Source organism: Photobacterium satsumensis (genome assembly GCF_050336935.1).
Classification (GTDB): Bacteria; Pseudomonadota; Gammaproteobacteria; order Enterobacterales; family Vibrionaceae; genus Photobacterium; species Photobacterium satsumensis.
On record NZ_JAKJSK010000008.1, the window covers coordinates 187,650 to 207,702 of the forward strand.

At 48.8% G+C, this 20,053-nt stretch carries 18 protein-coding genes; 8 read left to right on the forward strand and 10 right to left on the reverse strand.

Annotated elements, in window-relative coordinates; genetic code table 11:
- Positions 1-10: 10 nt before the first annotated feature.
- Entirely contained in the window at positions 11-460 is a 450-nt protein-coding gene (locus L4D79_RS17055; RefSeq protein WP_428652771.1) for a methyltransferase family protein, read from the reverse strand.
- 179 nt (positions 461-639) lie between these two features.
- Positions 640-3,063: a zinc/cadmium/mercury/lead-transporting ATPase gene (locus tag L4D79_RS17060; protein WP_428652772.1), complete on the reverse strand. Its 2,424-nt coding sequence runs from the start codon at positions 3,061-3,063 to the stop codon at positions 640-642.
- A gap of 199 nt (positions 3,064-3,262) precedes the next feature.
- On the opposite strand from L4D79_RS17060, the gene L4D79_RS17065 reads away from it, so the two are divergent.
- On the forward strand, positions 3,263-3,544 hold the full coding sequence (locus L4D79_RS17065) for a hypothetical protein (RefSeq protein ID WP_428652773.1): 282 nt from the start codon (positions 3,263-3,265) through the stop codon (positions 3,542-3,544).
- Between the two features lie 60 nt (positions 3,545-3,604).
- Here L4D79_RS17065 and L4D79_RS17070 read toward each other — a convergent pair whose 3' ends face one another.
- The 6 genes from L4D79_RS17070 to L4D79_RS17095 form a co-directional block, all read right to left on the reverse strand.
- The gene (locus L4D79_RS17070) at positions 3,605-4,078 is read right to left on the reverse strand and encodes a response regulator (RefSeq protein ID WP_428652774.1); all 474 of its coding nucleotides are present in this window, start codon (positions 4,076-4,078) and stop codon (positions 3,605-3,607) included.
- A 10-nt stretch (positions 4,079-4,088) separates the two neighbouring features.
- Positions 4,089-5,411 (reverse strand): ATP-binding protein, encoded by a 1,323-nt coding sequence (locus L4D79_RS17075; protein WP_428652775.1) that lies wholly within the window; start codon positions 5,409-5,411, stop codon positions 4,089-4,091.
- Between the two features lie 10 nt (positions 5,412-5,421).
- Entirely contained in the window at positions 5,422-6,837 is a 1,416-nt protein-coding gene (locus L4D79_RS17080; RefSeq protein ID WP_428652776.1) for an SLC13 family permease, read from the reverse strand.
- A gap of 228 nt (positions 6,838-7,065) precedes the next feature.
- A complete protein-coding gene (locus tag L4D79_RS17085; RefSeq protein WP_428653068.1) occupies positions 7,066-8,487 on the reverse strand; it encodes an MATE family efflux transporter in 1,422 nt (473 codons plus the stop codon).
- A 190-nt stretch (positions 8,488-8,677) separates the two neighbouring features.
- The gene (locus L4D79_RS17090) at positions 8,678-9,094 is read right to left on the reverse strand and encodes a CBS domain-containing protein (protein WP_428652777.1); all 417 of its coding nucleotides are present in this window, start codon (positions 9,092-9,094) and stop codon (positions 8,678-8,680) included.
- A 277-nt stretch (positions 9,095-9,371) separates the two neighbouring features.
- Positions 9,372-10,685 (reverse strand): DUF945 family protein, encoded by a 1,314-nt coding sequence (locus L4D79_RS17095; protein ID WP_428652778.1) that lies wholly within the window; start codon positions 10,683-10,685, stop codon positions 9,372-9,374.
- A gap of 266 nt (positions 10,686-10,951) precedes the next feature.
- On the opposite strand from L4D79_RS17095, the gene L4D79_RS17100 reads away from it, so the two are divergent.
- From L4D79_RS17100 to L4D79_RS17115, 4 genes are all read left to right on the forward strand, one after another.
- A complete protein-coding gene (locus tag L4D79_RS17100) occupies positions 10,952-12,904 on the forward strand; it encodes an ATP-binding protein (RefSeq protein WP_428652779.1) in 1,953 nt (650 codons plus the stop codon).
- Positions 12,901-13,407, forward strand: a complete 507-nt coding sequence (locus L4D79_RS17105) for a response regulator (RefSeq protein WP_428652780.1) — start codon at positions 12,901-12,903, stop codon at positions 13,405-13,407. Before L4D79_RS17100 ends, L4D79_RS17105 begins: the two co-directional genes overlap by 4 nt.
- Before the next feature lie 133 nt (positions 13,408-13,540).
- Positions 13,541-14,542, forward strand: coding sequence for a 2-hydroxyacid dehydrogenase (locus tag L4D79_RS17110; RefSeq protein WP_428652781.1), 1,002 nt, complete (start codon positions 13,541-13,543; stop codon positions 14,540-14,542).
- A gap of 206 nt (positions 14,543-14,748) precedes the next feature.
- Positions 14,749-15,297, forward strand: coding sequence for a hypothetical protein (locus L4D79_RS17115; protein WP_428652782.1), 549 nt, complete (start codon positions 14,749-14,751; stop codon positions 15,295-15,297).
- A gap of 86 nt (positions 15,298-15,383) precedes the next feature.
- Here the strand turns inward: L4D79_RS17115 and dsdC are convergent, their stop codons facing one another.
- Both dsdC and L4D79_RS17125 read right to left on the reverse strand, forming a co-directional pair.
- Positions 15,384-16,286: a DNA-binding transcriptional regulator DsdC gene (gene dsdC, locus L4D79_RS17120; RefSeq protein WP_428652783.1), complete on the reverse strand. Its 903-nt coding sequence runs from the start codon at positions 16,284-16,286 to the stop codon at positions 15,384-15,386.
- Positions 16,287-16,431: 145 nt separating this feature from the next.
- Complete coding sequence (locus tag L4D79_RS17125; protein ID WP_428652784.1) at positions 16,432-17,019, reverse strand: TfoX/Sxy family DNA transformation protein; 588 nt, start codon at positions 17,017-17,019, stop codon at positions 16,432-16,434.
- A 291-nt stretch (positions 17,020-17,310) separates the two neighbouring features.
- On the opposite strand from L4D79_RS17125, the gene L4D79_RS17130 reads away from it, so the two are divergent.
- The 3 genes from L4D79_RS17130 to L4D79_RS17140 all read left to right on the forward strand — a co-directional run bounded on the left by L4D79_RS17130 (position 17,311) and on the right by L4D79_RS17140 (position 20,000).
- On the forward strand, positions 17,311-17,892 hold the full coding sequence (locus tag L4D79_RS17130) for an LON peptidase substrate-binding domain-containing protein (protein WP_428652785.1): 582 nt from the start codon (positions 17,311-17,313) through the stop codon (positions 17,890-17,892).
- A 97-nt stretch (positions 17,893-17,989) separates the two neighbouring features.
- Positions 17,990-18,913 (forward strand): HDOD domain-containing protein, encoded by a 924-nt coding sequence (locus tag L4D79_RS17135; protein ID WP_428652786.1) that lies wholly within the window; start codon positions 17,990-17,992, stop codon positions 18,911-18,913.
- A gap of 187 nt (positions 18,914-19,100) precedes the next feature.
- Positions 19,101-20,000: a LysO family transporter gene (locus L4D79_RS17140; protein ID WP_428652787.1), complete on the forward strand. Its 900-nt coding sequence runs from the start codon at positions 19,101-19,103 to the stop codon at positions 19,998-20,000.
- The last annotated feature ends 53 nt before the right edge of the window (positions 20,001-20,053 follow it).

The window sequence follows — 20,053 nt, forward strand, 5'->3', positions numbered from 1 at the left end:
ATACCGGTTGCTATACCCAACGCCGAACCTGATGGCAGTACTGACTATATTCCGAGCCAAACAAGTTAGCCAACAAACGCTCCTCAGGAAGGATTTGAAATCTCGTGAGATAGCTAACAAACCCAATAACGGCCAACACTGCCGTTACCGCAGAGCCGACAATTAACCCAACACCCAATAGGGCGATAGCCATCGCAAGATACATTGGGTTTCTTGAATAGCCAAACACACCGGAAGTCACCAAGGCATTCACATTATCAAAGCTATAAGGGTTGACCGTTGTTTTCGCCTGTTTGAACGTCATTGTCGCGACCAGCGCTATACCGACCGCGACACTCAGTAATAAAGCACCGGTAAAGAAGCCCACGGTATTCAATGCGATAGGATAACCTGCAGGGACTAAAATCACCGCAGCAAAGATATTAAACAACAATAAGGGGGGGATTTTTAACTCAAGCATGGTATCTCTCCTTGGTACCTTCATTGCTAGTACGCCTAACCGGCAGTGATGATTTCACCAGTTGAAGCTCCGGGCTACAAACTTACTGGTATGTTTCATACCATTTCACATTCTCGACTAGGCTGCTAGCAAACAGGCACCCTAGGGTGCCTGTAACTTAATTGCTCTAAACTTTAATTTCAATCTTGATGCTTAAACTTGAGCAGGCGCAGTGCATTGAGAGTAACCAATGCGGTAGCACCACTGTCGGCCAGCACTGCAACCCAAAGCCCCGTTATGCCCAGCAAGGTCGTAACCAAAAAGACGCCTTTCAAGCCCAATGCCAGGAACACATTCTGCTTAATATTGGCCAAGGTCGCTTTCGACAGGGCAATCATCATTGGCAGCTCTGCCACCCGGTTATGGGTCAACGCCGCATCAGCCGTTTCCAGCGCCACATCGGTACCGCCACCCATCGCGATACCAATCGATGCGGTTTTCATTGCCGGCGCATCGTTAATACCATCGCCGACCATAGCAACGTTGCTACGCTGGTTTGCCAATTCGACATGCTGCACCTTGTCTTCAGGTAACAAGCCGGCTTCAAACGCAATACCGATTTCGCCAGCAATTGCAGCCGCGGCACGCGGGTTATCACCCGTTAGCATCACCGAGTGGATCCCCATCTCTTTGAGCTTCTGTACAGCTTTGGCACTGTCTTCACGCAAGTTATCACGCCAAGCAATAAGTCCTACCGGCTGCAAGTTCCGAAGAGCAACAACCAAGGTCTTCCCTTCTCCTTCCAGTCCATAAGCTTGCTCGGCCTGCTGCTCTGTCAGTAAAACACTTTCAGGTAAGCGGTCGGCAGCCACCAGCATCAAGCTATCGCCTTCTGTGTTACCTTGAATACCACGTCCCGGTAACGCCTGGCGCTCTTTCGCTTCTTCGACTTGCAAACCACGTTCTTTGGCCGCATTGACTACCGCCTGGGCCAGTGGGTGGGCAGAGCCCATCTCTACTGCCGCTGACTGGCGTAGCAAGCGTGCTTCATCACCATCCCAGCTGACAATATCAGTCATCACGGGTTTACCTTCGGTCAGGGTGCCGGTTTTATCAAACGCAACGGTTTCAATTCTGCCCAGTTGCTCAAGCGCTGCACCGCCTTTTATCAGAGCACCACGGCGCGTTGCCGCTGCCAAGCCTGAGGTGATCGCTGCCGGAATTGAAATCACCAAAGCACACGGACAAGCAATCAAGAGTAGCGTTAGGCCTTTGTACAACCATTCATCCCAGTTTTGTCCGAACAACATCGGTGGGATAACAACGACCAAAGCGGCCAACACAATCATAGCTGGGGTATACCAGCGGCTAAACCGATCAACAAAGCGCTCAAGTGGTGCCTTACGTGATTCCGCGTCCTCGATCAGGTGTAAGATACGATCAATGGCATTCTCGCCCTGCTCTGAAATTATACGCAGGCGTACCACTTTATCTGCCACTAATGCCCCGGCCATGACCTGCTCACCGGGCAAGCGTTCAACCGGTACGGATTCACCGGTTAACGCACTTTCATCAAAACTAGCCGCCGCATCCAATAGCTCGACATCAGCGGGCAAACGGCCGCCCGGTGCCACTTCGATAACATCACCCTGCTGGAGCTCACTGGCCGACACTTGCTCTTTGCTACCATCAGGCAAAATACGACTGGCTTTTTCCGGCACCAAAGCCATCAGCGACTTCACCCCACTGCGCGCTTTTGCTGAGGCGTAGCCTTCAAGCTGCTCACCGATGAGGAACAACAGCAGTACCATGGCCGCTTCTGCGGTTTCCCCCAAATACAGCGCACCAATGGCAGCCACACTCATCAGGGTCTCGATGGAAAACGGAGATCCGCTTTTTGCCAGCCTAATCGCCTTGCGAGCTATAGGTAACAGCCCCACCAACGTCGTCGCGGTAAAAGCCGCTAGCCCCATCGCTTCTGATTGCCTGCTGAGCAAGAATGAAATCAGCATCATCACCGCAATCATCAGAACAGGCAGATTCTCCTTGAGTAAGCTCGCAGGCTTGTCTTCTTCTGATTTGCCACCAGCGCTAAAGAGCTGAAAGCCGGTTTCACGGCTTTTCGCTACAATATCGTCCGATATTGCAGCAGATTGACAATTGACGACCAACTTTTCAGTGGCAAACATCACTTTCGCGGAAGCAACACCGTCAAGACCATTAATGGCCTTTTCTAATTTACTGGCGCAACTTGGGCAGTCCATACCGCCGATTTTCCAACTCAAGGTTGTACTGTGAGGAGCAGGAGAAACATCATCGCTCTGAGTATCTTCGCTCGCTGTCGTGCTACAGCTACCTGAACTGCAACAAGACGATTCAGCCGCTGCCTCTGCGGAAGTGATTTTATTAACTGATAATCCTGGGGAGGCACCGGAGGCAGGGTCGTCATCGCCCGGCGAGAGTTCCGATTCTTGCGAAATTGATGAGGTTTGGGTTGATTGGCAGCTACTTGATGCGCAGCACGATTCTGGGCTGTTGTTTTCAACCACGACAGAAGGCTGGCCTACGCTGGCAGCTTTCACGGAATGAACATGTAACTTCTTATTATTGCATTGGGCACACATGGCCTTCTCCTTGTCTCTGTTATCTATGGTTTGCTAACCATATCAGTAACTATAAACCTTGGAGTTAAGTCTAAGGTCAAGAGGCGGGGAGCAGAAAATCGTATCCTGGAGAAGATCAAACCACTAATTGGCTATAGACATACCCTTGTTATTTTTTATACCCTCCTCCATCCTGTTTCCCCTATTTCATGCATCGACTATGGCAAAGAAACCCGACCGCCGCACGGCTATGCTTCAGATCATCGAACAAGTTAAGCAAGAGCTGCCACTTTATGATTCGGATACGTTTGTCTGTGGCCCTGACAACAGTTGCATCGGCTGTCCGAAAAAGCTGATGGAAATGCTGGAATCGGAGGTCTCTTACTGGGAGTGTTCATTGGAACGCGGCGATTCGCCAGATTTCGACGATATTTCTCGTTTCGGCAAAATGTGCCGGAACATCAAACGCGGCCTGGTCAGAAACAACATTGTGTCTGCCTAAGCAAGCATTTCAGATACAAAAAAAGCAGGCTGTGCCTGCTTTTTTGTTTTACCAATGCCCTTAGCTTAAACGCCTGAACACCACCCCATTATCAAGGATCTCCATCCACGGCTGGTAATCCATCCCCATGTCAAAGATATACTCGGTAATAAGGCTGCGTGCTGTCGTCAGCAAGCTATCGGCTTTCCAAGGTTTTTCGAAATAGCTTTCGATACGGGCACGGTTAATCGCCACGATAGTGTCTTGGTGTGTTGCCTGACCGGTCAGCAAGACCTTCTTGGTCTTGTGAAAACGGGCATCTTGCGAGATCTCTGTCAGCAGCTCAACCCCTGTCTTGCCCGGCATGACATGATCGGAGATCACCAACGCAATGAACTCGCCTTCGGCATCCAACTCGTCCATCAGCTCAAGCGCCTCGTCCGCCGACTCACAATCTTCGACATGAAAGAAGTCATTCAATGGTGACAAATCTTTCAATACAGCGCTTAGTACTTCCCTCTGATCATCGACACAGATGATATTTAGTTTTTCCATAACCATTCCCTTACGCGATTGGCAGTTTAATACGAAATTTCGTTTTTTCTGGGTCACTCTTAAGCGCAATGGTGCCGCCATAACTGTTGACTATCCTTTGCACTATCGAGAGGCCCAGCCCTAATCCGAACGACAACCCACCTTTTTTAGTTGTAAAGTTAGGTTGAAATACTTTGCGCCGTGTCGCTTCATCGATCATCGGCCCATTGTTGCTGATGGTGATCAGCAAGCGGTTCTTAGAATGCCGCGTAATGATCTCGATCTGCGGCTCAGTGGTGTGCTCCATGGCATCACACGCATTCTTGATGATATTGACCCACACTTGCACTAACTCAGTGGTGCTAGCAGTCATCGGCGGCAGTACTGCCGGGCGTAATACCACATTGACCCGCCTTAAGTTACTTTGCAGCAAAGCCAATGATTTATGGATCGTGTCGTTGACATCAACCTCAGGCTGGCGAGCATTGTCCGTTCCACCTAGCTGCTTCACCGAACGGACAATACTGGCAGCATGCTTCGAGGCCAACCGCATGTCATGTAGATCCCTGCCTATATCCCAGTACTGCAAAGCCTCATCGAGGTTTTCGAGCCAATACGCCGGTACCTCACCGTCTGGCACTGCGCGGGCAAGCTGCCGAGCAGGCTCCCTTTCAAGACCAAGATCTTGCTGTAACTGCTTGGCGCGTTTGCGGGCCTGTGCCGAGGTAACAGCCTGACCATCGCAAATACCCAGATCAAGAAACGGACTGACTTCCGGTTTGTTCTCCTCCAGAAAGCGGCAAATTCCATGCTGCAGCCCTTCGGTTTTACTGCTCAAGACCCCGACCGCATTATTAAGCTCGTGGGCAATACCGGCAGCGAGCTGACCCAAGGTCGTCATCTGCTCAGCCGCATAGAGTTTTTGTAATGCTTTTTCTTTTTCGATCGCCTGCAGCCCAGTCATCATCTGCCGTTGGGCCAACTCATGAACCATAACAGGCATAAACTGCTCTGCCAGAGAGCCGAACTTTTCAGGCTCTACTGGCTGAGTTTTAAGGTCTATCCACGAAATTTCACTATCTCTTTCCGCCACGACTGTAGTCGATGCCATCAATGTTTGCGCAAAGAAGCTATGAACACCGAAAAACATCCCCTGCTCGACCCTGAACACTTTTGCTGTCACATCAGCGTCGTTCTTGAGATAACCGGATAATTCGCCTTTCTTCACCCAATACAGTTTGTCGTTATAACCATCTTGTACCAGCACCTGTGTCCCAGCCTTGACCGCTTCGGTTCGGGCTGGGTCATGGAAGTACACGTCAATGATCCGCTGCATGGCTTTTGGTTGGTGCATGGTGGCTCTCTTAAATATGGTCAATCAGGTGCAAAAGCCAGATCATGACAAAACTGAGTAATACACCGACAACCCCGATAATGACCCCAACTCGGGCCATTTGATTACTCTGTACATGACCGGTTGCATGGGCAAGGGCATTCGGTGGGGTACTGATCGGCAAAGACATACCCAGTGAAGCGGCAAACGTCACCACCAGAATCAGGGTAATCTCGCCACCTAGCGGTACTAGCGATACCATCGACGTACCCAACGCAGCCATGATTGGCATTAACAAGTTCGCCGTCGCGGTATGGGACATAAAGTTAGCCATTACCAGACATAGCAACGCCGAGCCAGCCAGTACGATATATGGCGAGAAGCTATCAAACGGAATACTGTGAACCATCAACCTTGCCAGTCCCGTTTGGTCCAACGCCAAGCCGAGAGCGATACCACCCGATACCAACCACAGCACATCCCAGGAGATCTTTTTCAAGTCTTCCTTATTAATAATGCCGGTCAGTGAGAACACAGCAACCGGGATCAGGGCCACCGTATATGAGTTCATACCGTGGGATGAACCCATCAACCAAAGAATGATCGTCAAGGCGAAAGTGACGTAGACGGTAATCGCCTTCGGCGTCATCAAGAACTTACCCTTGATGGTCAACTCGATTTTCTCTTGTTTGGCAGGGTAAAGTGCATTGATCAACACCCATGCAAAAACCAGCAGCACAGCCACAAACGGTACCCCGAAGAACATCCACTCACCGAAAGTGATCAAGTTGTCGCCGGTCAAGTATTTCAAAGCAATGGCATTGGGCGGGGTCCCGATAGGAGTCCCGATACCACCAATGTTGGCTGCTACCGGAATACACAAGGCAAAAGCGATTTTGCCTGGATCCTTGGCACCAAATAATGCAATCACCGGCGCCAGAATCGACAGCATCATCGCTGTGGTCGCTGTGTTCGACATGAACATAGAGAAAATCGCGGTGATCAGCATCAAACCAAACATGACATATTTCGGCTGGGTACCAAATGGCTTCAGCAGCACACGCGCCAAGTTGACATCAAGGCGGAATTTGGTTGCTGCCATGGCGAGAAAGAAGCCACCCAGGAACAGCATGATGATCGGACTGGCAAAGGTCGCCATAATATCGCTGTAGCTGAGCAGTTCGCCAAAGTGCGGCTGCCCTTCTGCCGAGCGGAACAAGTACAGCCCTTTATCGGAGAGCAGCATGAGTTCCAAAACGATAATAACCACGGAGGTTGCATAAATGGGTATCGGCTCCAACACCCAGCACAGAGCCGCCAGCAAGAAGATCGCGATAACACGCTGTTGGACGACGGTTAACCCTTCGACAGGAAACGCTGATGCCGGTAGCATCAAAATAATGAGTGGGATAAGAACGGGTATGATCACCCTAAGATATTGACGCATGTTTACATTATTCCCTTAAAAGCACAAAACCTGGCGTCCGCCGCTGCTAATTAAGCAAGTCCATGGCAAAATTCAGCAGTGAGGCAGAGTCACCGGTAGCGCTCTTGGCTACCGGTAAAAATTGAGATTGGGTGATTGTGCGTCTAAAGGTGGGAAGTTTCACCGAAACAGATCAATAAACCAGTGAAATATAACTCTTTTTGATGATTGACATTAACTAAAACAAATTTAGACCTTAGTTTCTGTCGCCAGCGTCTCTTCAATCACATCTTCATGCCCCATATAGGTCCGTGACGAACAAAACGGGGTTAATGGCACACTTGGTTCGAGGATTTCTTGTTCTTCCTGTTTCTGTTCATGCTCGGCGGCCATTTTTCGTACCTGATTGAGCACCAACATACCACTGAGAATACCAAACACGATGGTACCCGCCGCCTGACCAATCAATACTCCTTCTGCGCCACCAAGCTTTCCTCCTATCCAAACAAAGGGAATGGTACCCAAGGTCGCTTTGCTCATATTGAGTGCCGTTGACCATGTCGGGCGGTTGAGATTATTGAAAGCCGCATTGGCAACAAACATCGCACCATTGAAAATAAAGGTAATGGCAACATAGCTACAAAACACCGACAGCAAGCTGGCAGCGTCGCCTTGCAAACTAAATGCGGCGATCAACCAATCTTGCGAAGACCAGAGAATAATAGACACCAACACGCAGTAACCACTGACAAACAACAGTGCATCCGACAGCGAACGTAAAATACGATCCCAGCGCTCGGCACCAAAATTCTGACCGATGATCGGGCCAATTGCGCCCGAGAGTGAAAAGACCAACGCAAAGCTCACCGGCATGATACGGCCGATAACAGCGTACCCAGCGACAAAGCTCTCACCAAACTGCGCGATATTACTGGTCACGATGGCATTACCTATCGGTGTCGCGGTATTGGTCAGTATCGCCGGTAAGGCAATCGCCGAAATAGGTAACAAGGACGAAAAAAACGCAGAAAACTTGGGGCGGGAAACCAAATCGTGATGAACAATAATGGCGTGAAGGGAGAACACCATTACCGCTAGTCTTGCAAAAACAGACGCTATCGCAGCCCCTTCAACACCCATCGAGAAGCCAAAAATGAACAATGGATCAAGCACGGCATTCACACCGCCACCAATTAATGTGGCATACATCGAACGGCGGGCATCCCCAATGCCACGTAACGCCGCGCCAGCCGACATGGAAATCGCAATCATCGGCGCACTTGGCAGCAAAATGGTTAGATAATCCGTGGCAGCTTCCGCCACCCTGCCCTGTGCCCCAATCATCGCTAACAAAGCTTGAAGGTTGGACATCATGCCGTAGACGAGAATCGCGCTGAAAATCACGGCAAAGATCATGACATTGACCGTGACCAAGCGGGCTTTCTCCCGTTGGTTGGCCCCCAAGGCTCTCGATACCAAGGCCCCCATGGCAATAGAGGTACCGATTGAGGCCGAGGTAGAGAAAAATATCAGGGTACCGGCAAAACCAATCGCCGCCGCTAGCTCAATCTCACCCAGTAAACTGATGAAGAACATGTCGAGCAAGTCGACCAAAAAAAGCGCCATCAAGCCAACGGCACCCGTCCCTGACATCACCACGATGTGTTTCATTGGCGTGCCGGTGACAAACTTGGCATCTTTAGCCTCTTGGGAAGGGAGTTTGTTAGCTTCTATTGAGGGGCGGGGCGGCTTGGGCACTGGCTCTCCTTGCTGGTAATCTAGATATTCCCATCGTGGGGTATATAAGAAAGGCGCACATAGCGCCTTCCTCTGCTTTCTTCACGGGAATATACCCAAGCCATTAAACGGGGTGCTTGAAACAGTCAACAATTTGGTTACTGATAGCCGTTAGCACATCGCGTCGCGTAATAACCCCCGCTAAACGACCGTTTTCTACAACGGGGTAGATCTTCGGCTTTTGTCCAGCCATGGTATCAGCCAGTTCAATGATCGAATCTTCAGGAGATACCGTCAACACTTCAGAATGCATACATTCTTCAACTGTATGGGTGTCCTGACAGTAATACCCTACTTTGAGAAGTTTATGGATCATATCCTGCTCGGAAAGAAAACCAACCACTTTTCGGGTTTCATCAATAACCGGCCCGCCGATCTGCTTGGCTGAAAGTAACTTATCTAATGCCTGAGAAAGAGACATCTTCGGCTCGAATGTCACCGGACGTACATTCATATAATCCTTAACCTTCAACGATTCCATACATCCCCCTAATTCATGCCAGTCGGACAACTCACTACTCTGCTAATTGCCCTGAACATCATTTTTTCGATTGGCTCTCCCACTCCGGGAGCACCTCCTTTTGATTAAGTGTCGTCTATTTCCTTGAAATTACTAAATTGAAATAAGCGATTTTATCAATAGATATTCCCTATCATCACGCCAGATCGCTTTATATCGCTGTTCGCTGGGGCTATATAAAACAAAAAACCGCCGTAAGGAACGGCGGTTTTGCAGTAAGATGTATGAAACTGAAAGATTACATAAATAACATAAACAGCATCGCAAACGGCAATTGATCACCGTTCGAGAGGATCACCTTGTCACCTTCAATCTTCATATCCAGTAGATAATGGGTGGCATTGCGTTCCACAATCGCGCTCTGCTCCAACATATCAACGCGCTCACTCAGTAGCGGATCTGCTTCTACTAAATCTACAGGCAAGCTAAGGTGAATATCACCACCCAGTTTATCGGCAATTTGACCGATATTTTGGGAAATATTGCTGATACCCGGTGCGATAGTCATATTCAAACGGCTGGATACCTGCCCTTCTGGGGCCAGTACACTTAGATCATCAATAGAGAAAGCAAGCCCTTTAGCTACCAACGAATCCAATGCAGCAGAAACGTCCATCGCCTGCTGTTCAGTCAGTGGTTCTTCCAAATCATCGGTCATATCTCCCAATCGGCTTAACGACGGATAGTCGAGATCAGAGAAGGCCATTTGGAAGTTAAAGTTTTGGTATTCGCTGCCATCCAGCATAACCAGCTTACCTACTTTTACGTGGTTTGAATTAGAAAGCTGAAGTTGAGGCTTTTCTTCTCCCTCTGAAGCTTCAGGCTGGGTAAGCACATTTTCCATGCCAACAACAAGCTGCGCCACATCCACACTCTGCTCGGAATTCAAATCGCTAAAGCGCACTTCATCAAGGGTCAGAGATTGATCACCAATCCAGAACTGACCGTCGAGATACCCTTTACCGCCACCTTTTAACCCCTTTAGCACCATCTCTTCATGCGCTGTTGTGGTTAGGTTCGCAGATGGAAGTTGATACTGGAACTCACCCGCGCCTTTCGCATTCACCGTTCCCTGCATAACAAACGATGACAAAGCCACGCTGGTTCCGCTAATTTCTTTCTCTTCGATAGGATTGATCTGGAAGGTAAAGTCAGTTTTACGCGTCATCGCCGTGTTGGTCGTAAAGGTAACAGGCGCAACACCCTCACCCCATAATGTCTCCACCATTGGCTTGAGTTCATCATCCACCTGCAGCTCACTGGTGGAAGACACGCTCATAAAGCCGTGGCTTACGTGGTGCTTAACAAACCAAACAGTTGGTAAGCCTTCATCTTCAAAAAGAAATTTCAGCTCATCCTTTAGCTCAATTTTTGATACTGCCTCGGATGTTAAGTATCCACGCTTATAGGTGTCATTGGACACGGTAAGATACGGATTTTCATATTGACCAAGCGTATCAAGATAAATACGCTCGCCAATTTGCCCCGTGGCAAAAGGCCAGCACAGTGCCACAACCACTGCACCGCCAACCGCACCGATTTTTCCTAGCATTATTTTTAGGTCCCAGATCTGAAGATGAAAAACTCAGTTTATCATAGCTTGCTGAACAATAAATTTATCAATATTCATTGATTTAGAAAGTCTTTTTGTCAATGCCCCTACAGATTAGTCCACAGCCATACCCTGAACCGTCTGCAATATTATTCTCACACGATTGCTAGATGGCTCTCAGTCAGGCGTGTTTAATTCTTATACACTTAAAAAAGTATCTAATCATAACAGCAACATAGCAGTATTTTGACGTGAAGGGTGTAACGGTGAATAGTTTTGCGATTGTCTGTTTGGACGACGACCCGCTTGTCGTGGAAAAACTCAATCAGGATTTAGCGGCTTTTGCCGACCTGTTCGATATTTATAATGCCTACAGCATTAACGAAGCCAATGAGGTGCTTACTGATATCGCCGCTAAGAATCAGCGGGTTGCGATGGTAATTTGCGACAACGAGCTCGGCGATGACAGAGGTGTCAACTTTCTGGTTTCGCTCGATCAATACCCAGCCAGCAAGCAGGCTCGTTCAGTGTTGCTCAATGATATGCCTCAGCTTGATGTTATCATGCAGGCGGTCAATGAAGGACGTCTGCACTATTGCCTGACCAAACCTTGGAAGCCGCAAGAGCTCAAGCAAGTGTTGCTGAAAGAGCTCACACATTTCGTGTTGAAGCATCCTGATGAAGACTGGCTAAAGTACAGCCAATTGCTTGATCACCGCCGGATCCTCAATGCCCATATAGAACGACAAATGTCTCGGTTCCGCTCGGGGTTTATCCAACATAGTCACACCCTCGACGATACCACCTTGGCCACCCAGGTGATCGATGCCCTGCACGATTTCTTTGCCAGCAACGATGACACCCGCGCTTGCCGCAGCTACAGCGCCAACCATATCCTGACCCAAGAAGGCGAACCAAATAACGTCCTCTGGTTCATCACCAGTGGCGAGGTCGCACTGTATAAAAAAGATGAGCATGGGTGTCGCCACGAGGTGGTAAGAGCGGGTCCTGGCCATCTCGTCGGCGGGATGTCGTTTATCTCTGGTGAAACATCTTTCTCGACCGGTGTGACCTTGTGCGGCACCGATGTCATCAAGCTCGACAGGGAATTATTCAATAAAGTCATGAACTCACGCAGTGAGTTACTCCCCCTGTTTACCAACCTGCTTATGCGCAACTTCAACCGCCGCCTGAAAGGGAGTATCCAAACCGAAATGCGGTTGCAACAAACCCTAAAATCATTGGATGAAGCCTATCACCAGCTGATCGACAAAGAAAAAATGGCAATGCTCGGGCAGTTGGTGGCAGGCGTGGCCCATGAGCTGAACAACCCGGTTTCAGCCATACTGCGCGGCAGTGATACTCTCAAGCAGACCATCGGTAGCATAACCAACACCACACTCAGTCATGAGAACCAAGATCGTGGTAACGACATCATGCAGCAGGCGATGCTATCACGACCGCTATCGACCTCAGAAGCCCGGCAACGTGCCAAGCAGTTGACCGATGTGCTCGGTGACAGGCAGCTGGCCCGTAAGGCGGTACAGATGGGTGTTGATGACGCTGTCCATATTCGCGAATGGCTACTCCCGCAAAAAGGCAAACTGCCGGAAGTCCTTGCCGAATGGGAGAATTACTACCAGATGGGTAACTTCCTGCGTTCTATCAATGTCTGTGCCCAGCGGATTGCGGATCTGGTCAAAAGCCTGAAAAGCTATGCACGGCAGGATGATGAGTCCGTACATTCTGTCGACATCCATGAAGGACTGGAAGATACCTTGGTGATCTTCGAAAACAAACTCAAACGCCACCAGTTGATTAAAGATTACAGCCCACTTTCGCCGCTGCATTGCCAGCCTATCGCCTTGCAGCAAGTCTGGACCAACCTGATCTCCAATGCCCTCGATGCCGTTGACGAGCCAGGGCAAATCAAAGTCACCACCCGGCAGATCACACTCGATGATCCGGCCAAACAGGCGATTGAAGTCATGGTTGAAGACAATGGCAAAGGGATCCCGCCAGAGCAACAAGACAAAATTTTCGAGCTCAATTTCACTACCAAGCGTGAAGGCAACTTCGGTCTTGGGATTGGATTATCTGTCTGCCAGCAGATCATCCACCAACATAATGGCAATATCAGGGTCGAATCCGAACCCGGCCTGTTTACCAGAATGATAGTTACTTTGCCTTTGGGCGAGGCACTTAAGGAGAGCCTATGAACAAATACCTGATCCTTTGCGTAGATGATGAGCGGGAAGTACTGGATAGCGTCATCAATGATCTACGCTCGCTGGAAGAGCATTTCGTTATCGAAGCAGCGGAATCGGTCGACGAAGCCAAAGAAGTCCTCGCTGATACCATTGCCGATCATATCCCACTAGCACTCATCCTGTGTGACCACATCATGCCCGGTGAAACCGGTATTGACTTCCTCATTGAGCTCAAGCACCAGGAGGAGTCCAGCAATGCCCGTAAGGTACTGCTTACCGGGCAAGCAGGTCTGGAGGAAACCGTGCAGGCCGTTAACAACGCCAGCTTAGATTACTATATTGCCAAGCCGTGGAATGGTGACCAGCTCAAACAGATCGTGATTGATCAGCTGACCACCTTTGTGATCGACAATGAATCGGACACCGAGTTGATGGCATGGATCCAGCACCTCGATACCAACCGGATCATGGAAGCGCTGAGCCATCGCAGGCTATCGCTGTCCGATATATAACCCTACAGATTTAATTGTCATACAAACCTTTTCGGGATAGGTCAAAAAGTGTTATCTTGGTCACAAAACAATAAGATCAATTACACTAATCCAAGGCTTATGCCGAGGTAGAGTCAACCCGAAAAGGTGATCCATGAAAGTTGCAGTCTTCAGCACCAAAAAATATGACCAGAACTCCTTCGAGCTGATCAATCAACACTACAACCATCAGCTCGATTTCTATGATTTCCGCCTGACACCACAGACCGTAAAAATCGTTCAGGGCTATGATGCAATCTGTGCATTCGTCAACGACGATTTGAGCCGCCCGGTGCTTGAAGCCCTTGCGCATAACCAAGTAAAGCTAATAGCAATGCGCTGCGCCGGTTACGACAAGGTCGACCTTGAAGCCGCAAAAACACTGGGGATTCAAGTCGTCCGTGTTCCAGCCTACTCCCCGGAAGCCATTGCCGAACATACCCTTGGCCTTATGCTAAGCCTCAACCGCCGGATCCACCGCGCCTACCAACGTACCCGAGACGCCAACTTCTCACTGGAAGGCCTGACCGGTTTCAACTTCCATGGCAAAACGGTCGGAGTGATCGGTACGGGCAAAATCGGTATTGCAACAACCCGCATCCTCAAGGGACTCGGCATGAATATTTTGGCCTATGACCCATACGAAAACCCGGTTGCCATTGAATTAGGCGTGGAGTACACCAGCTTGGAAGAGATATACCATCAGGCGGATGTCATCACTTTGCATTGCCCGATGACCGAAGAAAACTACCACATGCTCAATGCCGAAGCGTTCTCCAAAATGCGTGATGGGGTGATGATTATCAACACCAGCCGCGGGGAGTTACTCAACTCAAAAGATGCCATCGAAGCGCTGAAAAGCAGCAAAATTGGCTCTTTAGGTATTGATGTCTACGAGAATGAAAAAGATCTGTTCTTTGAGGACAAGTCTAACGATGTAATCAAAGATGATGTCTTCCGCCGTTTATCGGCCTGTCACAATGTGCTCTTTACCGGACACCAAGCCTTCCTGACTGAAGAAGCCTTAGGCAACATTGCGGATACCACTTTGAACAACATCAAGCAGTTCGAGCAGGAACAACGTTCAGGCAATGAGCTCGTTTCCGACATGCTCTGACATAGGTGATGGGTAGGCTTGCTCCTGCCCTTCAACCCATCACGGCCAACCCATTGATATTGATCACATAATTTTACCAATTTTGTCGGCTTTTACACCCAATACCTTAAAAACAACACAGCAAAACTCTACAAAACTGCTATGAACACTCGCTTTTGTCCATTAAAATAGTTCAATTATTTTTTAGCCCATTGGACTAATTTGTCATGCGTAAAACCCTAATTGCTTCAGGTCTTGTCCTGGCATCTGTTTCAGCGGTACAGGCGAATGCCCAACCGACAATGAGCAACTTCAGCTACGACTACGCTGAAGCGCGTATTGGTATTAGCCCGCTGACTTACGGTGCTGGTTTCAGCACTTCAATCCACCCGAATGCCCACATCACCGGTAGCGTCGACACTGAATTTGAAAGCGATTGGGATGCAACACTTGGTGTAGGCTTCCACGCACCAGTCAACAACTGGGCAGATATCACCGGTGAACTTAAAGCACGCAGTGCGAAAAACAAAAGCGCACTGAAAAGCTCAAGCGGTAAGTTTGGTGTTGAAGTGAACTTGGGTGTTCGCCAGTGGCTGGGTCCACAGCTAGAAGTTGGCGGCACTATTGGCCACATTAACATTGACGATTTCGAAGAAGTCACTGGCAGTGTTTACGGCCGCTTCCACGCAACAGAACTATTCTCGGTCGGCGTGACTGGTCGCTTCAACGAGCTATACGGCGATCAAGTGATGCTGTCGACGCGATTCAAGTTCTAATCTTCGTCAAGATAGACACAGCAGATAACAAGCGCCCTGCTAATGCAGGGCGTTTTTCTTTGTGATCGTTCGTCATTTGTATCGCACTACTGCACTTCGCCCAGCCAATCAATAAACGCTTTCACCCGAGGCGAGCTAGCCATCTCATTACGACACACCAGAAAATAGTTTTGCGGTGATGGCACCGCAAGCGTAAAGGGCGTCACTAATCGTCCGGATTCTAGCTGCTCGGCAATAAACGACGCCCGTCCAATAGCAACACCAATTCCCCGCTCTGCCGCCTGCAGTGCCAAATCAGCCCGATCAAAGGTACAACCGGCCTCCGGCAGCACCACGCCATTTTGCTGAGCCCAATATTGCCATTCATCGTTTTTTCCGGCCCTTGCCCATGGCGCAGCATCGTGCAGCAGCATACAAGACATTAATTTTGCAGGGTTACCGTATAAGCCATGCTGCTCGGCATACTCATGGCTACAAACAGGTACCATAGTTTCATCCATCAACTTGACCACATGCAGCCCGGTGTATTTCCCGTTTCCAAAATAAACAGCACAATCGAAAGACTCTGTATGGAAGTCCACTAGCTCATTTCGGGTGCGTAAGTGAAAGCGTAGCGCAGGGTATTTTTCCAAGAAGCTGCTCAGGCGTGGCAGTAACCAACGCTGGGCAAAGGTTGGCGGCACCGATACGTTGAGATCACCGCTTAACTCAAGGGTACGCAAGTCCCTAAGTTCGTTGGCTATATCGCCAAAATTAAGCGCCAGAACTTCCTTTAGCCGTTTGCCTTCATCGGTCAGTGTGAGCTTTCTTGGCTGCCGGATAAACAGCTTTACGCCTAAAGAATCTTCCAGATTCTTGATCTTATGGCTTACCGCACTTTGTGTCAGGCATAGAATCTCCGCCGCACGAGTAAAGCTCATCTGATCGGCTGCAATAAGAAAGCAGTGGAGCCCAGACAACACAGGTCCAGTCAAACGTGGTAGTCGCATATATCTTTAAACAACATGGATTTATCAGGACATGATATACCTAAATGCCCTCAGATTCCTCCTCCAGGGCCTCCTATGGGTATAAAGACAAAAGCCACTGCTTGTCGCAGTGGCTTTTTTATCTTTCTAAATTAACCATTACAACTTATTCAACATCACGTAATAAGCGCTGTTTCTGATCTTCTTTCAGCAATGTCCAGTGGCAACCATCAATCGCTCCGGCGAACATCCACAGCAGCTTCACATCAAGATCCTTGCCATGGCTATGACGGACTTTGCGAAAGACCTCTACCGCTCCCAGCGAGACAAAACTACTGACATCCGGGACACCGGCTTTTTTTACCATCCGCTCCAACGTCAAGCGCATATTGGGTAAATCCCTGATTCTTTTGCTCTTATCTGACATCTTATAGCTTTTATCAGACGTCGAAATGGCAATTGATTGCTTAACCAAGCTCGAACAAGTCTTTGCATCTGTCTGGTAGATATGCGTTATATCGTAATAGTTTACAACAGCAGTCGTACTACGTTTAATGTGCCTGAACTTTTCGCAACCGAGTAAAGTAAAATGTTGGTCGAGATTGCTACCACCCCGAAGGAATAAAGCCTCATCGGTAATGATTGCGTACATTGCACTCTCGATAAAGATGCCTGTACCACCGAACATGGAGCGCTTTTCAAACCCACCAAATTCGCGCAAATAATTAAAGATCTCTTCCCTGAACCCTAGCAAAATTTATCTCCCATTAATTGTTAATGGCTTATTTTTCCTGAAGCGCCGCACTGCATAGCGTCATTAAATTGACTTTGACACAGCGGAAAGATAATCGCCACATATGAAACTAGGAACATTTAAAAGTGAGAATTCAGACATATTACGGAACAAAAAATAAGCGCATTGGGGCAATTTCGACCGTAATTTTTTGTAGTGAAAGTTGGAGCAATATCCCAAAATATACAGTAGACACTATCTTTATTCTTATCACCGCCATGCACGTATCGGGTATCCTTATTAGGCAACATCATGAATGAAATCGCCCTTTATCCATCCAGTGTCCATATACTGCCAGGAGGCAGGGCCTCGTTTACCCTGATAGAAAAGCGCTACCTGAGAATGTTAAAGGAAGCGTTGGCTCAAGATCCTCCCTTTGCCGTGTGCATGATTAACGAATCAGAGGTCGAGAGCGAACTAAAACGCATCCCTGCCATTGCGACCCAATGCGCCATTATCAACTTTGACCAGCTAGAATCAGGCTTGTTATCTATTGTGGTTGAAGGCGTCCAGAAAGTCCGTATCCGTGATATTCACCTAGATCAAGATGGGTTGATGAAAGGCGACTGCACACTGTATCCAAACTGGGATGACGCACCGCTGAGACTTCAAGATGAAGAGCTGGTTGATAAGCTAAAGCTTTTCTTTCACTCCATGCCAGAAATCGCTGCCCTGTACCCGTCACCACAGTGGGATGATATCACCTGGGTTTGCCAGCGTTGGATTGAGGTGCTCCCGCTTGAAGTCCACTATAAGCAGCTGCTGATCACGCAAGATAACGCTAAGTTGACTACCCGCTTCCTGCACAAACTGTTCCACTCGCCTGAAATTTGAACAGTTAAACATCCTGAAATGAATTTGTGCCATCGCTACTATCTATCCCCTCTCACTCCCGATAGAATGGTGTGTCCAGACTTTTCGTAATATAGAAATGACTCACGTATCTTTTTTTTGGCTAAGACCTGAAAACGACAAGATAATCAAGGGATTGGAGTCAGAGTTTTGCTCTCTAGTTAAATCAGCTGTCCGAAAGGACCGGCTTATCCTTCCCCCTATCCCGTCTGTTCTCAGCAAGCTTCAACAGCTATGCAATGACGACGAAACAACCGTTCGAGATGTTGCTGATCTGCTCATCGATGATCCCGGCATCACCGCCTATATCGTCAAAATATCAAACACCATGATGTTCAACCGTCGCAATGTGATTTGCCATGATATCTACAACGCAGTCAGTCGGTTAGGCATTTTTAGGGTGAGGGATATCATTACCGCGAAGGCCATCGAGGAGCTAAAGCTATGTTCCCACTTCAGCAAGGAGTGTAACCAGCTTCTCAAGCAAAGTGCTGTCCGCTCGCGTCAGCTCGCTGCAGCCATGGCGTTGATAAGCCATGACCTTGCCAGCCACGAAGAGTTTCCCAAACAACTTGAGCCAGAAAAAGCGTTACTGGCGGGGCTGTTTGCCGATATCGGCCTATTTAGCCTGATCCATGAGTATCAGTCCTACCTTGATGGTGGCAACTATCTCGATATCGATATTGCCAAGTATGTCTTCCAGCACAGTTGCCAGGAAGCCAGCAAAGTTATCCTTAAGCATTGGGGATTCGACAACGATTACCTTGAGGTCGCGACTAACCAATCTCTCAGCTACCCGTCAGGCAATAACGACACCGGCTACCTCGATGTCGCCCGCATGGCTCATCACCTGCTAATGTATAAAAGTAATGACGATGGCATCGACGATCACCATGTCGAGCTCGATCTCGCCGGTGCCGAAGTGATGTATGACTTAACCAACCTCCCTCAGCAAGAGTTTAATCTTCGCCTCAAAACGGTCATCAGCAATAGCGGCCTGTAATACTCCAGCCCTGAAGCCCGCTTTCGGCATACAAGTAAGTGCATCAATTTGCTGAGAATGGATATTGACCCATTCTCAGCCTTACTGATAAGCTGCTGAAATTAGTGACCTTGATCACCTTACATCTCATATCAATTAGATTTGCGGGTTTACGGATAACCTCGCCTTAACTTTCACAAGGACCCACATGTTCTCTGGCATGCTCTATATTTTCCTGCCGTTGATTATCGGCTACTTAATCACTGTCAAAAAGACTGCGGTACTGGCGTTTATCAACACCCAAACCAGCAGGCTGGTTCTGGTGATCCTGACCCTTATGGGACTCAGCTTGGCCGGACTGGACAATATTGGGCAAAACCTTAATCAGATCCTCACTTACACCTTCGTGTTCTTTTCGGTGATCAGCGCCTGCAATCTGCTAGCCCTACCGCTGCTAGACAAACTGATGCCAACCGAGACCGCTCATGGCCACCAAACTCTGCCCCTTCGCGAGATGGTTTTAGAGTCGATGAAGCTTATTGTGGTGGTTGCTGGCGGGTTAATTGTTGGCTTGGTGACGGGTATAGAATTAGGCTGGGTCGATCAAGCCAGCGAAGTGATATTGCTATTGCTGCTCTTCCTTATCGGGATTCAGCTCAGAAACAGCGGGATGACGCTGAAGCAAATTCTGCTCAACAAGAAAGGCATCATCATCGCCTTAACGATTATCGCAACCTCTTTGCCTGGCGGCTTGATTGCCGCATGGCTGCTTGACCTCCCCTATAACCAAGGCTTAGCGATGGCTTCTGGATTCGGCTGGTATTCACTGGCGGGTATCTTGATTGGTGACAATCTTGGCCCGGTCATGGGGGGAGCCGCTTTTCTTAATGAATTACTGCGCGAGTTGGTCGCCCTGAGCTTGATCCCGATGATAATCAGCCGCTACCCGAGTACTGCTATTGGCTATGCCGGCGCCACCGCGATGGACTTCACCCTACCGGTGATCCAGAACTGCGGCGGGATCCGCTGTGTACCAATAGCCATTGTCAGCGGATTTATCCTCAGCTTATTGGTACCCATATTGATGCTGTTCTTTTTATCGTTGTAAAAGCAGGAAGAACAGGTCCTGGGTTCTGGGGAAGAGCAGACAAGATCCTAGTT

Bases quoted from the DNA above. Each gene is read 5' to 3' on its own strand.
- L4D79_RS17055 (WP_428652771.1), bottom strand. From the start codon at position 460: ATGCTTGAGTTAAAAATCCCCCCCTTATTGTTGTTTAATATCTTTGCT.
- L4D79_RS17060 (WP_428652772.1), bottom strand. From the start codon at position 3,063: ATGTGTGCCCAATGCAATAATAAGAAGTTACATGTTCATTCCGTGAAA.
- L4D79_RS17065 (WP_428652773.1), top strand. From the start codon at position 3,263: ATGGCAAAGAAACCCGACCGCCGCACGGCTATGCTTCAGATCATCGAA.
- L4D79_RS17070 (WP_428652774.1), bottom strand. From the start codon at position 4,078: ATGGAAAAACTAAATATCATCTGTGTCGATGATCAGAGGGAAGTACTA.
- L4D79_RS17075 (WP_428652775.1), bottom strand. From the start codon at position 5,411: ATGCACCAACCAAAAGCCATGCAGCGGATCATTGACGTGTACTTCCAT.
- L4D79_RS17080 (WP_428652776.1), bottom strand. From the start codon at position 6,837: ATGCGTCAATATCTTAGGGTGATCATACCCGTTCTTATCCCACTCATT.
- L4D79_RS17085 (WP_428653068.1), bottom strand. From the start codon at position 8,487: ATGAAACACATCGTGGTGATGTCAGGGACGGGTGCCGTTGGCTTGATG.
- L4D79_RS17090 (WP_428652777.1), bottom strand. From the start codon at position 9,094: ATGGAATCGTTGAAGGTTAAGGATTATATGAATGTACGTCCGGTGACA.
- L4D79_RS17095 (WP_428652778.1), bottom strand. From the start codon at position 10,685: ATGCTAGGAAAAATCGGTGCGGTTGGCGGTGCAGTGGTTGTGGCACTG.
- L4D79_RS17105 (WP_428652780.1), top strand. From the start codon at position 12,901: ATGAACAAATACCTGATCCTTTGCGTAGATGATGAGCGGGAAGTACTG.
- L4D79_RS17110 (WP_428652781.1), top strand. From the start codon at position 13,541: ATGAAAGTTGCAGTCTTCAGCACCAAAAAATATGACCAGAACTCCTTC.
- L4D79_RS17115 (WP_428652782.1), top strand. From the start codon at position 14,749: ATGCGTAAAACCCTAATTGCTTCAGGTCTTGTCCTGGCATCTGTTTCA.
- dsdC (WP_428652783.1), bottom strand. From the start codon at position 16,286: ATGCGACTACCACGTTTGACTGGACCTGTGTTGTCTGGGCTCCACTGC.
- L4D79_RS17130 (WP_428652785.1), top strand. From the start codon at position 17,311: ATGAATGAAATCGCCCTTTATCCATCCAGTGTCCATATACTGCCAGGA.
- L4D79_RS17135 (WP_428652786.1), top strand. From the start codon at position 17,990: ATGACTCACGTATCTTTTTTTTGGCTAAGACCTGAAAACGACAAGATA.
- L4D79_RS17140 (WP_428652787.1), top strand. From the start codon at position 19,101: ATGTTCTCTGGCATGCTCTATATTTTCCTGCCGTTGATTATCGGCTAC.